Raw genomic sequence first — 15,250 nt, 5'->3', positions numbered from 1 at the left:
ATCATGTCGATTTCCGTGCTTTCTTTGGCCTGCGGGCGGGTTGTTTCGACGGCGGCGCGCGCTGTCTCTTCCGTTACTGTTGCCGCGCTCGTGTTGACGGCGGGCGCTTCGTTCACAGCGAGTACTTCGGTATTCGCGGCGCAAGCTGCGAGCGCAACGGCGCCTGCCACCGTCACCGACGTCGCAGGCCGCACGATACGCGTGCCCGTCGCCGAACCGCAGCGCATCCTGCTCGGTGAAAGCCGTTTGCTGTCGGCGGTCGCGCTGCTCGAAGGACAGAAGCCGCTCGCGCGCATTGTCGGCTGGCAAGGCGATCTGCCGCTGATGGATCCGCAGACCTACGACGCGTACGCGCAGAAATTCCCTGAAATCAAGTCGATTCCGCTGATCGGCAAAGCGACGGAAGACAGCATTAGCGACGAGAAAGCGCTGAGCCTCAAGCCCGACCTCGCGATCTTCAGCCTGGGCGGCCACGGCCCGAGCCGCTACAACGCGCTCGTGAAGCAACTGGAAGCAACGGGCACGACCGTCGTATTCGTCGATTTCCGTCTGCATCCGCTGCAAAACACGCTGCCGAGCATCAAGCTGCTCGGCGCGGTGCTGCATCGCGATCAGCAGGCGAATGCGTACGCGCAGTTCTATCAACAGCATCTGGCGCGCGTGCAGAGCGTCGTGAATCGCGTGCCTGAAGCGCAGCGTCCGAAGGTCTTCGTCGATCTGCTCGCAGGCGTCTGGGATGCGGGCTGCTGCCATACGGCAGGCAACGGCAACTTCGGCGAGTTCGTGCAGGCTGCGGGCGGACGCAATATCGCGCAGGGCCTCGTGCCTGGCGTGCTCGGCGACATCAGCATGGAACAGGTGATTGCCGCGCAGCCCGACGTCTACATCGCGACGGGCAGCCGCACGAAACCGGGCCTCGCGTCGCTGCGCGTCGGCACGCTGACGAGCGAGCACGACGCGCGCGCGAGCCTCGCGCAACTGATCGCACGCCCCGGCTTCGACACGATCAAGGCGATTCACGACGGCAACGCGCACGGCATCTCGCACAACTACTACGACTCGCCGTACAACATTCTCGCCATCGAAGCGTTCGCGAAGTGGTTCTATCCGAAGCAGTTCGCCGATCTCGACGTGCACGCGACGCAAGCCGAACTGTACAAGCGCTTCCTCGCCGTGCCGCCGCAAGGCACCGAATGGGTCGATACGCCGCTCGCGCCGTCCGCGCTGCAGGCTTCGCACTGAACGACGGTTGCGCCCATGTCCGACTCTCTTTCCGCGCTCCGTCCCGCGCACACGCAGCAAGATGCCAGCGTGCAGCCATATCTGCGCATGACGCGTCTGCGCGTGCTGTGGCTGTGCGCGGTCGCGTTGCTGATCGCGGGATCGTTGCTGTTCGATCTGCGCTCGGGCCCGTCCGGCTTGTCCATTTCCACGCTGCTGCAAGCAGTGTTTCATCACGCATCCGCCGATGCCGCGACGAACGTGATCGTGTGGCAGATCCGCATGCCGTACGCGGTGATGGCGCTGCTGGTGGGCGCGTCGCTCGGACTGTCGGGCGCGGAAATGCAGACCATCCTCAACAATCCGCTCGCGAGTCCGTACACACTCGGCGTATCGGCGGCGGCGGCATTCGGCGCGTCGCTCGCCATCGTGCTCGATGTCACGTTGCCTGGCATCGCACAGACGTGGGTCGTGTCGGCGAACGCGTTTCTGTTCGCGTTCATGTCGGCGCTGCTGCTCGACGGCGTCGCGCGCTGGCGCGGGATGAACACGTCGGGCGTCGTGCTGCTCGGCATCGCGCTCGTGTTCGCGTTCCATGCGCTCGTGTCGCTGATGCAGTTCATCGCTTCCGCCGACGCGCTGCAAGGACTCGTGTTCTGGACGCTCGGCTCGCTCGCGCGTGCAGATTGGCCGAAGATCGCCGTGCTTGCCGTCGCGCTCGCTATTGCGTTGCCATTATCGATGCGCAACGCGTGGACGCTCACGGCGCTGCGGCTCGGCGAAGATCGCGCGGCGAGTTTCGGCATCGACGTACGACGTCTGCGGCTCGGCACGCTGCTGCGCGTGTCGGTGCTGTCGGCGCTGGCTGTGTCGTTCGTCGGCACGATCGGCTTCGTCGGGCTGATTGCGCCGCATATCGCGCGTGCCGTGTTCGGCGAGGACCATCGCTTCTATCTGCCCGGCAGCGCGCTGCTCGGCGCGCTGATGCTGTCGCTTGCATCGATTGCGTCGAAGACCATCGTGCCCGGCGTGCTGATTCCCGTCGGCATCGTGACGGCGCTCGTCGGCATTCCGCTCTTTCTCGCGATCGTCGTGCGTTCACAAGGAGCGGCGCAATGAGTCGTGGTCTCTCGATTCACGGCCTCAGCGTGCAATACGGCAAGCGCCCCGTGCTGAGATCGCTCGATGCAGGACCGTTGCCGCGCGGCCAGATCACCGCACTGCTCGGTCCGAACGGCAGCGGCAAGTCGACGCTGCTGCGTGCGCTCGCGGGTCTCACGCGCGCGCATGCGGGCCAACTGACGCTCGACGGCGCCGCGCTCGAACTGTCGGCGATGAGCGCGCGTTCGCACAGCGTCGTGTATTTGCCGCAATCGTTGCCGGCAGGCGTGAAGCTGCAAGTGCTGGAATCCGTGCTCGTCGCGAGTTGCGCGACACGTGGCGCGTTTCGCGCGCACGCCACGCGCGCGGACGATCTCGCGAACGCGCGCACCGTGCTCGAACGGCTCGGAATCGATGCGCTAGCGTCACGCTCGCTCGATGAACTGTCGGGCGGTCAAAGGCAACTCGTCGGCATTGCGCAAGCGCTGGTGCGCGAACCGCAAGTGCTGCTGCTCGACGAACCGCTCTCCGCGCTCGATCTCAACTATCAGTTTCACGTGATGCGCGTGCTGCGCGACATCACGCGTGAACGCGGCATCGTGACGGTCGTCGTGCTGCACGACATCAACACCGCCATGCGCGCGTGCGATCACGCGATGCTGCTGCACGCAGGCCGCATCGCGGGCTTCGGCGCGAGCGCAGAAGTCATTACGCAAGCAAGCCTTGCAGAAGTATTCGGTGTTACCGCGCGAATCGAGCCTTGCTCGCGCGGCCAGCATCAAGTCCTGATCGACGGACTCGCCGTTCAGGACGGCATCGCCAGCCGCTAGACATTCGTCGAGCGACCCAGCCAGCCACCCTCACCACGCCGCATTCGTTTCGAAGCACGACGCTCGCCATCCGGCAAGCGCCGCGCTGCGGCGTGGCTCGTCGCATCGTTCAAATCTTAAAACAGGGGAAAAAATGAAAAAGACACTCGTCATGGCAGCGATCGCGGCAAGCTACGCATGCCATGTGCAGGCACAAAACAGCGTCACGCTTTACGGCGTGATCGATGCGGGACTCTCCTACACCGACAACCAGAAAGGCAGCAGCGCGTGGCAAGCGGGCAGCGGCAACGTGACGGGCAGCCACTGGGGCATGCTCGGACGCGAAGACCTCGGCGGCGGCACGAAAGCGATCTTTCAGCTGGAAAATGGCTTCAGCGTGATGAACGGCACGCTGCGTCAGGGTGGACGTCTGTTCGGTTATCAGGCTTATGCGGGCCTCGCGAACGACAGACTCGGCACCGTGACACTCGGACGTCAATACGATTCCGTCGTCGACTATCTCGCGCCGCTCAGCTTCACAGGGCATCATCCCGGCGGCAATAACCTCTCCGCGCACCCGTACGACAACGACAATCTGAACAACTCGTTCCGCGTGAACAACTCGGTGAAGTTCGCGAGCAACAGCTATGCGGGCGTGAAATTCGGCGCGTTGTATGGCTTCTCGAACGAAGCGGGTGGATTCGACGACAACAGGCTATACAGCTTCGGCACATCGTATGAAGCGGGTCCGCTGCGTCTCGGTGCAGGCTACTTCCAGGCGAACAACGGCGGCAGCAGCAACACGAACGGCGCGTTGACGCTGACCGATCGCACGTTCATCGCCGCGCGCCAACGCACTTACGGCGCGGGCGGCAGCTACGCGATCGGCGCTGCAACGTTCGGCTTCGTGTGGACGCGCACGCAACTCGGCGGAGTCGCGACGATCAACGGTGCAAACAGTCTCGGTCTCGCTGCGAATGGCCAGGGCATGAACTTCAGCAACTATGAAGTCAACGCGAATTACGCACTCACACCGACGATCGCGCTGAACGGCGAATACACGTACACGTCGGGCTCGATGTCGAACGCGACGGGCCAGCATCATCCGAAGTGGCATGAGGTGTCGGTGCAAACCGACTACTTCCTGTCGAAGCGAACCGATCTGTATGTGCAGGCGAGCTATCAGCACATCGCCAGCGACGGCTCGGGTCTCACTGCCGATATCAGCGGACAAAGCCCTTCGTCGAACGATCAGCAGGTTGTCGTTGCCGTTGGCATACGGCACCGGTTCTAAAAGCCTTTAGCCGCTGTGAAAAATGCGAGCCGCGAGATGCGCGCGGCTCGCGACAACATCATCAGAACTTGTGCCGGATACCGACGCGCACCGTGCTTTGCCGGTCGCTGGTGGAAGGCGTCAGATTGTTGATGGCCGCGACGGCGGCGGTGCCCGTCGAGTCCGTTCCCGATGCCTTCTGATAAACGCCGATCAGATAGACGTCCGTGCGCTTCGACAGAAAATAGTCTGCGCCGAGTGCGCCCTGATAGTAGCGCGCGCCTGGGTTTGTTCCCGACGATGAATCCACGCTGCCACCATGCGTATAGTCGAACGCGGCGCCGACGAGGAACGCAGGCGTGATCTGATACTTGAAGTTCACTTCCGCGTTGTTGAAAGTCGCATTGCCGCGATAGCCACGCGGATTCGGCCCGGACTCCACCGTGTCGCCGAGATTCCTGAACTGCGTATTCGAGTACGTCGCGCCGAGCGTCGCCGCGCCGAACGTATAAGCCGCGCCCGCCGCAATCACCTGATACGTTCGCGCCGACGCATAACCGCTATAAACAGGCGATGAAATGAAGTTCGTGCCTGCCGTCGCTGCCGTACTCGCGCCGTTGTCGCCGAAGAAACCGACGTTCGGATTGCGCGCATTCAGATAACCGACGCCCAGCGAAAGCGGCCCGTTCGCGTAACCGGCGCCGAGCGACCACACCTGGTTGCGCGACGCTTCGCCCGCCACGCCGCCCAGGCTATACACGCCGCCAAACGTGAGACCCGCGTAGTTCGCGCTCGTGTACTTGATCGCATTGTTCACGCGATACGCGTTGTTGATGTTGTCGAGATCGCCCGGATGCGCGGCGATATAACCGCCCCATTGATCGCCTGCTTCGAACGGGCCGACATAATCGACGACGGAATCGTATTGACGACCAAGCAACATCGAGCCATACGCGCTCGATAAACCCACATACGCCTGGCGTCCGAACATCAGTCCTTGCGTGCTGCCGCGGTTCTTCTGTCCCAGCGATCCGCTATTCAGATCGAAGCCGTTTTCGAGCACGAAGAGCGCAGCGAGTCCGCCGCCAAGGTCCTCCCTGCCACGCACGCCCCAGCGGCTCGCCTGCATGACGCCGCTCGACACGTTGTACAGATTGTGGCCGCCCGCATTCGACGTCCAGTTGAAACCATCGTCGACGATGCCGTACATCGTCACCGAACTCTGCGCGTGCGCCACGCCTGCGAATCCGATTTCAAACAACATCATTGCGCCGACTGCCGTTGCTGTTTTGATTCTCATGGATTTCGTCATCCCGTTCATATCGACTGCTTCGATTGAATGACGCAGCGAACGATGGCTGCGCCGCGGCTCTTACGAGGACCGCAATCTAAGTTCGTCGATATGCACGGTCAAATCAGTCAAATAAAGAACCTTCGATAAGCGTGCCTTATTTGCTTTTCCACGCGCTCTGTCGCAGCGGTTTTCAACGGCAAGCCAACATGAATGGCATTTATGTCGCGCATTTTTGGCCTGAATTTGACGGTGTTTTCTCTCGCTCCTATCGTTCGCTCATGCCTGCCTGAATCGCCAAGTCGCCCTGCCCGCTCCCATGCAACGGAAGCGGAATCCTCAACGTCTTGCTCTGCTCAATGCCATGAACCCTCACGCGACAGCCACGCTTTCCTCCTCGATGCCTCGACGCAAGACAAGCACGGTTCGCCGTGCGGTGACGACGGCCGTGCTCGGACAGATACTCGAGTGGTACGACTTCTTTCTCTATGGAACCGCGGCTGCACTCGTATTCGGCAAACTGTTCTTCCCTGTCGGCAGCGATCCGTTGACGGGCACCATCGCGGCATTCGGCGGCTTCACGGTCGGCTTTATCGCGCGGCCGGTGGGTGGCGTGCTGTGCGGACATATCGGCGACCGTTACGGACGCAAGACCGTGATGATGCTCACGCTGCTGACAATGGGTGTCGCGACGGTTTGCATGGGACTTTTGCCGACTTATCAGCAGGTTGGCATCGCCGCGCCCATCGGCCTCGTGCTGCTGCGCATTCTTCAGGGCCTCGCAGCGGGCGGCGAATGGAGCGGCAGCATTCTGCTGATTCATGAAAGCGCGCCCGCATCGAAACGCGGCGCACTCGCTGCGTGGAGCCCGTGCGGCGCGGCCTTCGGCTTCGTGCTCTCCACAGCCGCCTTTCTGATCGCGCAGAACATGGCGACGGACGATTTCCTCAGCTGGGGCTGGCGCGTACCGTTCCTGTGCAGCGCCGTGCTCGTCGTGCTCGGACTCTGGATGCGCCGCTCCGTCGAAGAAAGCGCGGACTTCGTCGAAGTGAAAGCGACGCATGGCGAAAGCCGCATGCCGATCGTCGAAGTGCTGCGCCGTTGCCCGCGCCAGGTGCTGACCGTGTTCGGCCTGCGCTTCGGCGAAGGTGGCGCGTCGTACATATTCTTCGCGTTCTCGATTGCATACGGCCAGTTTCTGGGCCTGAAATCCACGTGGATTCTCAGCGGGCTCACGCTTTCGATGCTGCTGATGATTCCCGTCTCGCTGCTGATGGGGCACATCACCGACAAGATCGGCCGCAAGCCCGTGTACCTCGCCGGTGCAATCGCGATGGTGCTGGTCGCGTATCCGTACTTCGCGTTGCTCAGTTCAGGCGTGCTGTGGAAAGTGATCGCCGCGCTGATTCTCGCGAACAGCATCACGCTCGGCATTCTTGAAGGCGCGCAGCCCGCGTTCATCAGCGAACTGCTGCCCGTTCATCTGCGCTTCTCGGGCCTCGGCATCGGACGCGAAATTTCGTCGGTACTCGGCGGCGGCCTCTCGCCGATGATCGCGACCGCTTTGCTCGCGCACTATCGCAGCGCAACGCCCGTGGTCATCTACCTCGTTGCGCTCGCGCTCGTTACGGTCGTCGCAACCTGCATTGCGCCCGAAACCTTCCCGCGCGCCGCACGACAGCAGGCAAAACAGGGCGCCGAGCCCGTCACCGCCTGATCGCCCATTTCAATCCAACACGTATTCATCATGCAAAGCCTTCACAGCATTTCGACGTACGCTCACGAGCCCCGCATCGTCAACGCGAGCGAACCGTACCCGGAGTATGCCGGTCCCATTTCGCTCGACGTGCTGATCGAAGAGATCGAACGGCGCCGCGACGAATTCGATCGGCTCTCGCACGTGTCGCGCGACATGGTCGCGAAGATGAAACGCGCGGGCATCTATCGCGCGAGCACGCCGCGCCGTTTCGGTGGCGACGCACTGCCGCCGCCGCAATTTCTCGCGATACTCGAACGCATCGCGATCGCGGATGGATCGACGGCATGGGTCGCCGCGTTCGGCTCCGCGAATACGTACCTCGCATCGCTGCCCGTCGAAACGCAACAGCAGATCTACGCGAAAGGCCCGGACCAGGTATTCGCAGGCGGACTCTATCCGCTTCAACCCGCGATCAACGTGCCGGGCGGCTACAAGGTAAGCGGCCAGTGGCGCTTTGCGAGTGGCTGCAAGGGCGCGGACTGGATCGGCGTCGGCATCGGCGGCACGCCCGCGAGTTCGGGCGATGCGGGCGCAGGCAAGCCCTTCACAGCGGTATTTCCCGCCAGCGAAGTCGAGATCGTCGACAACTGGAACGTGGTCGGCATGCAAGGCACGGGCAGTCACGATCTGCGTCTGCGCGACAAGTTCGTCGATGCGCAATGGACCTTCGTGCGCGGCGGCCAAGCATTGATCGACGAACCGCTGTACCGCTATCCCGCCGTCGCCTATCAGGCTCAGGTGCATGCCGCCGTGAACGTCGGCCTCGCGCGCGCCGCGCTCGATCTCGTGACGGACATGTCGGGCGCGACGAAGACCACGACGGGCGCACCGCGCCTCGCCGATCGCGGCTACTACCGCTCTGGGCTTGCGAAAGCCGAAGCGCAATGGCGCAGCGCCCGCGCGTTCTTCTACGAGTCGGCGCAGGCCGCGTGGGACACGATCATCGCAGGCGATCCCGTCACGCCGAGCCAGGCCAACCTGATGCGATTGAGCGCGACGCATGCGGCTCATGTCTGCGCCGAAGTCGTGATGCAGGCTTATCAGATGGCAGGCATCGGAGCGATCTATAAGGAGAGCCGTCTGCAACGTCTGGTGCGTGATTCGATCGTCGTGACACAGCACGCGTTTCTCGGCGAAGGCACTTTCGATGCGTCGGGCGCGCTGTTCGTCGGCATTCCACCTGTTACGCCGTACCCGTGATGCCGTGCGCTATCGAACGTGAGGAACATGCGATGTCGAACGAAGCAATGAAGCGCCGCTTTCGCGACGCGATGGCGTGCCTCCCCGCCGCCGTCAATGTCATCACCACCGACGGCCCGAGCGGACGCTGCGGCCTCACCGCGAGCGCCGTCTGCTCGGTGACGGACTCGCCGCCAACGATGCTCGTCTGTATCAATCAGACCAGCTATGTGCACGACGTGCTGCGTGCGAATCGCAATGTGTGCATCAATGTGCTGGCGGGCGAGTATCAGGAACTCGCGCGCGATTTCGCGGGCATGACGTCGTGCGCGATGGACGATCGCTTCGCACGTCACGCGTGGAAGCCGGGACGATCGGACGTGCCCGTGCTTTCGCACGCGATTGCGAACCTCGAAGGAACGATCGTCGAATTGAAGAGCGTGGGATCGCACTCGGTCATGTTCGTGCAGATCGACGACATCACCGTTCGCAACGACGGCGACGGGCTGATCTATTTCGCGCGGCAGTTTCATCGACTCGCGCGGCCCGCGTCGGTTGCCACTCAATGCACGAGGTGAGTGTGGAGGTCTGCTTCTTTCTGATCGGCGAAAGCGCTCCCGCGCACCATGCGTTCGATCATTCGGACGTTGCCCGCTTGCAGTCCATCGCGCGAGACGCGGCGGGATTGAAGCGCTTCGTCACGCACGTTCCGTCCGTCCCGAACGCGCCCTTTTGCGTTACGCAATGGTATTTCGACGATCTCGAACTGATGGAAGCGTCGCTGCAACCGGGCAATGCAATAGCAACGGTCGCGGACGACATCGCCGAGCGTGCATCGAATGGCACGCTGTATCAGCAGGCGATGGCCGTGCGCAATTTCTCGACGCCGCATCCGCACGCTTGCGAACCGCGCGATGAACGGTGCACCTACCTCGTCAGCTACGAGGGCGAAGCGGACAACTTCAATGCGTGGCTCACGCATTACCTGACGCATCATCCGCCGTTGATGACGCAACTGCCCGGCATTCGCGAGCTGGAGATCTACACGCGCATCGACTATCGCTCGGGTTTGCATCATGCACGCGCGACGGCCATGCAGCGCAACAAGGTCGTGTTCGACGATATCGCTGCACTCGATGCCGCGCTCGCGTCGCCCATTCGCACGCGCATGAAAGCGGACTTCGATTCGTTTCCACCGTATAGCGGCGCGACTCCGCATTACCCGATGCGCAGCATTTACGGTAATCTGACGCGCAAGTGAAAGCACCGGACACGGCCGAGATTCGAACGACATGACAAAGACGCCCCCCGGCATCACGGACCTGAATCTTCTGCGCGTGTTTCTGGCCATTTCCGATCTGCGCAGCCTGACGGCAGCGGGCGAACGCCTCGGACTCACGCAGCCCGCAGTCAGTCACGCGCTGCGCCGCCTGCGCACGCTATTCGACGATCCGCTCTTTGTCCGCACGCCGTCGGGCATGGTCCCCACCGATGCCGCGCTCCGCTTGCACGCACCGCTCACGCAGGCCTTCGGGATCATCAACGTCGCGGTTCAGCAGCTGGCGAAGTTCGATCCTGCGACGGCGCATCGCGTGTTTCGCGTGTCGATGTCGGACATGTCGGAGTTTTATTTTCTGCCGCCGCTGCTGGCGATGATCGACGGGACGGCGCCCGGCATACGCATCGAGGTCGTCAATTTTTCCGTGGAGACCGTGAGCGCGGCGATGCGAAGCGGTGAGATCGATCTGGCGCTCGGCTACGTGCCGGGACTCGATCCGGCTTGCGTGAGCCGGACGCTGTTCGTCGACGAACATGTGTGCGTGGTCCGCGCCGGCCATCCGTTGCGCAAGCGGCATCCGACCAAAGACGATCTCGCCGCATTGCGCTACGTATATGCCAGTACGAATGCGACCGGCCACCGGATGGTCGAGCAATGGCTGGAGGAATTGAATCTGCGCCGCGATATCGTGCTGCGGCTGCCGCATTTCGTCGTTGCGCCCGAGATCGTTCAGAACACCGATCTCGCCGTGATCTTTCCGAAAAGCATCGCGCTGCGCTTCAACCGGAACAAGGCGTTTCGAATCCTGCCATTGCCGTTTTCATTGCCGCCCATCGAAATCCAGGTGCACACGCACACCCAGTTTTCCGCCGATCCCGGCATTGCCTGGCTGCGCGATGCGATCCGTGCGATGTTTTCGAATCAAACGTCGAGATAGCTCTTGACGAGTTGATGGATCTCCGCGAGCGCGTCGAGTGCGTCGCCCAGTTCGAGCGCGTCATGCTGCTGCGCCAACGTCATCACATCGGCGAGCGCTTCATCCTGCTCGTCGGCCATCATGCTGAGGTGAAACGAACTGCGCGCCTGAAAGCCATCTGGCTCATTCATGATTCTCTCCCTGCACAGATCGCACGTGGATGACATGACCCCGTGCGTTTATTCATGCTCCGCCCGCGACACGACCTCGCCCGGATCGAGCACGCAGTCGGCAAGTTCCATCAGATTGCTCGCGAATACGGAAGGCTTCCATTGTTCGACTGTGAGCCGTGCACGCGCCGATAACCGTTCGCGCAGCGCATCGTCCAGTGCGAGCGTCCGCATGCGCGCCGCGAGCATGTCAGCGTCGCCGGGTTCGATCACGTAGCCGTTGACGCCGTTCAACACGAGTTCGCGCGCCACGCCGCATGTATGTGTGACGATCGCCGTGCGCGATGCAGCGAACGCCTCGTTGATGCACAAGCCCCACTGATCGAACTCGCTTGCCAGCACGACGAAATCGGCGAGCCCGTAGATCGCGGGCATGTCGGCGTTCGGCATCGCATCGAGAAAGCGCACACTGCCGTCCAGTTCGCGCTGCGACACGAGGTTTCTCAGCGCAGGCTCGTCACTTCCTTGCCCGATCAGAACCAGTTCGATGGCCTGATCTGCGAGACGGGAACTGGCGAATGCATTGATCACCACGTCCACGTTCTTGCGCGCAACGAAGCGGCTCACACACAGCACGTAACGGCGCGGCAAGCCGCGCAGTCCGCGCACTTCGTCCGCAGTCGAGGAAGCGGCCTGCGCGCGACGCGAAAACTGGTCGACGTCGATCACATCGAAACCCACACGCGAACGCCAGCGCGGAATGCCCAGAAACTCCGCATAGTCGCGATGCCTTTCGCCTGCCACGAGCGCGGCATCGAACCGGCGCACCAACCGCCGCTTCAACCATTCCTTGATGTTGCTGCGCGATCCGTCGTCGGCCTTGGAGTCCGACATGTAGATCAGCGCGAAGGGACGCGTGAACCTTCGGACGAAACAGAGCCACAACGAATACGGCGTGTCGTAGCCCAACGTGACGACCACATCGGGCTCGACTCGCCGGATGATCGCGGTGAGTTGCGCAAACACGCTCAGCCAGCGGCCGCCTGCATCGCTGACATCTTTCTCCAGGGTAGTGACCCGCTCGTGACGCTGCTCGAAAAACGACGCGCGCCGCGTTTGCGGAAACGAATAGAAACCTGATCGGCCGAATACTTCGACGAGACAGACTTCATCGCCACGCCTGGCCGCAAGTCGCATCAGCGCTTCATAGCGTGGCACATGGTAGTCACCCAGGTGACCGATAACGAACAGCATCCGCATGACGTCCTCAAATCACTGCTATTGGCAGAAACGCTCGATACGTTAACCCGTCGGGATGCCACTGCTGAATTCGACGATGTTCCTGATTGTTCAGACTACTGGCGAACACCTCACCAGCCGCCACTTACTCTATTACGTGTGGCTCGTTACGTTTGTATGTATTGCCAATCGTGACAGCAATTTGTCTATTAATGGCTGTTCATGACAATACGATCCTCCTTTTATGTGCGGACACTACTCTCTATTAAAAAACGACTCACAAAGATAGACTGGTCCCTTGTGCTCCTATTGCGAGGAATTTGCATTAATTTCGCATCCGCATAAAAGGCCGCTTAACTTTCAAAACGTAAGCAGGTCAAGCCTTTCGACGCTGCGTGCAAACAAGCCGAGGCTACTTGATCCTGTCTATGACGGCTCTCGGGAACAATACCAAGAAGAACAGGGACGATCGCAATCATATGAATCCGTCGCCACTTTTCTCGCTGTCGCGTCACGTCCTTTTTCTTTTCTGCTTCTGCTTTTTTTTCAGCGCGACTGCGCGCGCGTCGACTGCCGACTGCAGCGCCGGTACGCTGGTCACTGTCGTCGCGCATCTCGACGACGATCTTCTTTTCGTCGAGCCGGCTATCAGCGAACGGCTGCGCGCCGGATGGTGCGTGACGACGGTTCATCTGATCGGCGGCGCCAACGGCGCGAACTTCGCGTACGTGCAGAAGCGCGAAGAAGGCTCGCGCCTCGCCTATGCACGCGCCGCCGGTGTCGCGAATGTGTGGGACGCGTCGACGATACGAATCGCGGGAAAGCCGGTTTTTCAGCTCACATTAAAAGAACAACCCCGAGTGCGCTTACTCGAACTTCGACTGCCAGGCGGCGCCGTGCGCGGCGGCCGTGTGCCGCTCGCATTGCTATGGGACCAGGGCGCGACACTCACCACTTATCCGATGGGGAATGGAGAACTTCCCGCAGCGCGCTACACGCGCGACTCGCTCTCCGCAGTAGTGAGAATGATTCTGCAAAACGCTACGCGCATTGCGACACTCAATCCGGACACGGTTCCATTCATCGAACACCCCGACCACATCTACACCGCCCGCATCACACGTCACGTCGCGCAGACGCTGGACCGGTCCATTCCCATCAGTTACTACGTCACATATCCGACGGGCAACTGGCCCGCGACGCTTTTCGGCGACGAAGCGCAACGCAAGCGCGACGTCGCGGCGACCTATTTCTCTGTCGATGGTAACGACTTCGCCCATGTATTCGGCGAGTACCAGTGGGACGGAAACTGGGTATTGCGCAACTACGCACGCAACGATATGACGCTTCACAAGTCGCAGGATTTCGTCGCACTGCCTTCTGTTCTATTCAATACCGGGTCCAATCAATGCCTGACATCGCGCGGGCCCGGACGCGAGCCAGCACTAGCGGGTTGCGACGATTCGATCGGTCAGCAATGGAAATGGCAACCTCGTGCTACCTATCCGGGCAACGAGCACAACGCGGCCCTCGTCTCGGCTGCGACAGGGCTTTGCGTGGGCGAACACGACGGCACACTCGCAGAAGAACCATGTGAAGAATGGAATGCGTCGCAACGCTGGACGCCCTGGGATTTTGGTCTGATCTTTACACCGTCTCGGCGGTGCCTTGGAGAAGAAAACAACCGGCTTCGTATTCGAGGATGTGCTTCATTGACGACGCGCTACCGATGGTCCGCAGCGCGCCCGACGTGGGCCACCGACCTTCGTCTCGCGGGTGCGATGTACGGCGATGTGACGGGACAGGGCACGCCCTCGGCCGTCTATGTGCAGCGACGTTCCGACGGCCCCGGCTTCGACGTCCATGTTCAGACTTCGTTATTGAGCCACCCTGAAGAACCCGAGAACTGGTACGCGAATGTCGTGCGCTTCGACAGCCGCGCGACACAGCCGACGTGCAACGCCGACACCTTGTGCTTCGACAGTGCGCGCTTTCTGATCGGCGACTTCGATGGCGACGGCCGCGCGGATCTGATGGTCATCACGCCGAGAAAGGGCGGCTCAGCGTTCTGGTTCCTCAAGAGCGCGGGTAACCGCTTTCTCACGCCCAGGCTGTGGTTTCAGAGCGACGAGAGAATCCCTGGAGAACATACCCAGCAGTACATTGCCTTTTCGACCAGGGAATCCCCGAACGAGAAAGTACTGATTGCAGTACAAAGATCAGACAATGCCGTCGAGTTGTGGACAGTAGGTGCCGATCGAGCAGGGCATATCGAGCAGACAAAGGTGCTCGATACCACTCGCTTCAAATCGGTCGTCCAGATCCTCTCCTTGAGAAGCGAACGCAAAAGATTCGCACCGTTTATTGCTATTCAATCGACCGACGACAATCGCCGTATAGCAGTGACCCCATTCGCTTTCGACAATGGCCGCTGGAATACCGGCGCAACGTCTGTTCTTCCGTCGCTATTCAACCGTGACATGACGCGCTTCACGAGCGACGCCAGCACGGACATGTCGGTTGTCGTGACGGCGCCGCATTTCGCGGAACCGGGGGGCGTGGACGTGTGGAAATGGAATCTCGCTCGTCCCGACTCTGCGCCTGTTTCTCTCGCGTACCTTCGCGATCTCCGCTGGCAAGACGCCGCGCCATCCGTGCTTCGCGATGCAAACAGCTCGGCCCTCTTCTTCTACGAACGTACCGACGTAACATTGACCAACACTTTCTTCTCCGCCGGTAATTCCGCGCTCGCGCGTTATGTATTTGACAGAAATGAAGTACCGAACACACGGGCGGAAGTTTTTCAGCTGCCATACGTTTACTCGGAATCGCTCTGGCGTGAACGTCTCGCTCAATAGATTGACCGCAATTCTATTCAAATGAGAATTGAGTACATCTATTTGATCTGGAGATAAAAAGGAAAGCTCTGACGAAGGAGATACGTGTCCAGTAACGACTAGTGCTTGACCGAATCGCATTGGGGCGATTGGCTATGGTATATCCACATAGGGCG

General features: G+C 61.2%; 13 protein-coding genes. 10 read left to right on the top strand and 3 right to left on the bottom strand.

Going from position 1 to position 15,250, the window contains the following annotated elements; genetic code table 11:
- Window positions 1–3: 3 nt before the first annotated feature.
- From QEN71_RS31165 to QEN71_RS31150, 4 genes are all read left to right on the top strand, one after another.
- Window positions 4–1,242 (top strand): ABC transporter substrate-binding protein, encoded by a 1,239-nt coding sequence (locus tag QEN71_RS31165; RefSeq protein WP_201646999.1) that lies wholly within the window; start codon window positions 4–6, stop codon window positions 1,240–1,242.
- A 15-nt stretch (window positions 1,243–1,257) separates the two neighbouring features.
- Window positions 1,258–2,340: a FecCD family ABC transporter permease gene (locus tag QEN71_RS31160; RefSeq protein WP_201646998.1), complete on the top strand. Its 1,083-nt coding sequence runs from the start codon at window positions 1,258–1,260 to the stop codon at window positions 2,338–2,340.
- Window positions 2,337–3,152, top strand: a complete 816-nt coding sequence (locus QEN71_RS31155) for an ABC transporter ATP-binding protein (RefSeq protein WP_201646997.1) — start codon at window positions 2,337–2,339, stop codon at window positions 3,150–3,152. The genes QEN71_RS31160 and QEN71_RS31155 overlap by 4 nt, the downstream gene beginning before the upstream one ends.
- Before the next feature lie 133 nt (window positions 3,153–3,285).
- A complete protein-coding gene (locus QEN71_RS31150; protein ID WP_201646996.1) occupies window positions 3,286–4,425 on the top strand; it encodes a porin in 1,140 nt (379 codons plus the stop codon).
- A gap of 61 nt (window positions 4,426–4,486) precedes the next feature.
- On the opposite strand, the gene QEN71_RS31145 is transcribed toward QEN71_RS31150, so the two are convergent.
- The gene (locus QEN71_RS31145) at window positions 4,487–5,704 is read right to left on the bottom strand and encodes a porin (protein ID WP_233471612.1); all 1,218 of its coding nucleotides are present in this window, start codon (window positions 5,702–5,704) and stop codon (window positions 4,487–4,489) included.
- Window positions 5,705–6,059: 355 nt separating this feature from the next.
- Between QEN71_RS31145 and QEN71_RS31140 the strand changes: the two genes are divergently transcribed.
- Genes QEN71_RS31140 through QEN71_RS31120 form a run of 5 tightly spaced genes read left to right on the top strand, consistent with a single transcriptional unit; the run spans window position 6,060 to window position 10,849 of the window.
- Complete coding sequence (locus QEN71_RS31140; protein ID WP_377789377.1) at window positions 6,060–7,412, top strand: MFS transporter; 1,353 nt, start codon at window positions 6,060–6,062, stop codon at window positions 7,410–7,412.
- A gap of 30 nt (window positions 7,413–7,442) precedes the next feature.
- A complete protein-coding gene (locus QEN71_RS31135; RefSeq protein ID WP_201646994.1) occupies window positions 7,443–8,654 on the top strand; it encodes an acyl-CoA dehydrogenase family protein in 1,212 nt (403 codons plus the stop codon).
- A 32-nt stretch (window positions 8,655–8,686) separates the two neighbouring features.
- Window positions 8,687–9,211 carry a 4-hydroxyphenylacetate 3-monooxygenase, reductase component gene (gene hpaC, locus QEN71_RS31130; protein WP_201646993.1) on the top strand — a complete coding sequence of 175 codons (525 nt, stop codon included), beginning with the start codon at window positions 8,687–8,689 and terminating at the stop codon, window positions 9,209–9,211.
- Window positions 9,212–9,213: 2 nt separating this feature from the next.
- Window positions 9,214–9,894: an EthD family reductase gene (locus QEN71_RS31125; protein WP_233471611.1), complete on the top strand. Its 681-nt coding sequence runs from the start codon at window positions 9,214–9,216 to the stop codon at window positions 9,892–9,894.
- A 31-nt stretch (window positions 9,895–9,925) separates the two neighbouring features.
- Complete coding sequence (locus QEN71_RS31120; protein WP_201646991.1) at window positions 9,926–10,849, top strand: LysR family transcriptional regulator; 924 nt, start codon at window positions 9,926–9,928, stop codon at window positions 10,847–10,849.
- On the opposite strand, the gene QEN71_RS31115 is transcribed toward QEN71_RS31120, so the two are convergent.
- Window positions 10,834–11,019, bottom strand: a complete 186-nt coding sequence (locus QEN71_RS31115; protein WP_201646990.1) for a hypothetical protein — start codon at window positions 11,017–11,019, stop codon at window positions 10,834–10,836. The two genes, QEN71_RS31120 and QEN71_RS31115, sit on opposite strands and share 16 nt — an antisense overlap.
- A gap of 48 nt (window positions 11,020–11,067) precedes the next feature.
- A complete protein-coding gene (locus QEN71_RS31110; RefSeq protein WP_223958476.1) occupies window positions 11,068–12,252 on the bottom strand; it encodes a glycosyltransferase family 4 protein in 1,185 nt (394 codons plus the stop codon).
- A gap of 413 nt (window positions 12,253–12,665) precedes the next feature.
- Between QEN71_RS31110 and QEN71_RS31100 the strand changes: the two genes are divergently transcribed.
- Window positions 12,666–15,095, top strand: coding sequence for an RICIN domain-containing protein (locus tag QEN71_RS31100; RefSeq protein WP_377789372.1), 2,430 nt, complete (start codon window positions 12,666–12,668; stop codon window positions 15,093–15,095).
- Window positions 15,096–15,250 lie beyond the last annotated feature (155 nt).

The sequence above is a fragment of the Paraburkholderia sabiae genome, assembly GCF_030412785.1.
In the GTDB taxonomy this organism is placed as follows: domain Bacteria; phylum Pseudomonadota; class Gammaproteobacteria; order Burkholderiales; family Burkholderiaceae; genus Paraburkholderia; species Paraburkholderia sabiae.
Note: the sequence above shows the minus strand (reverse complement) of the source record. Positions and strands in the feature narration are given on the sequence as shown.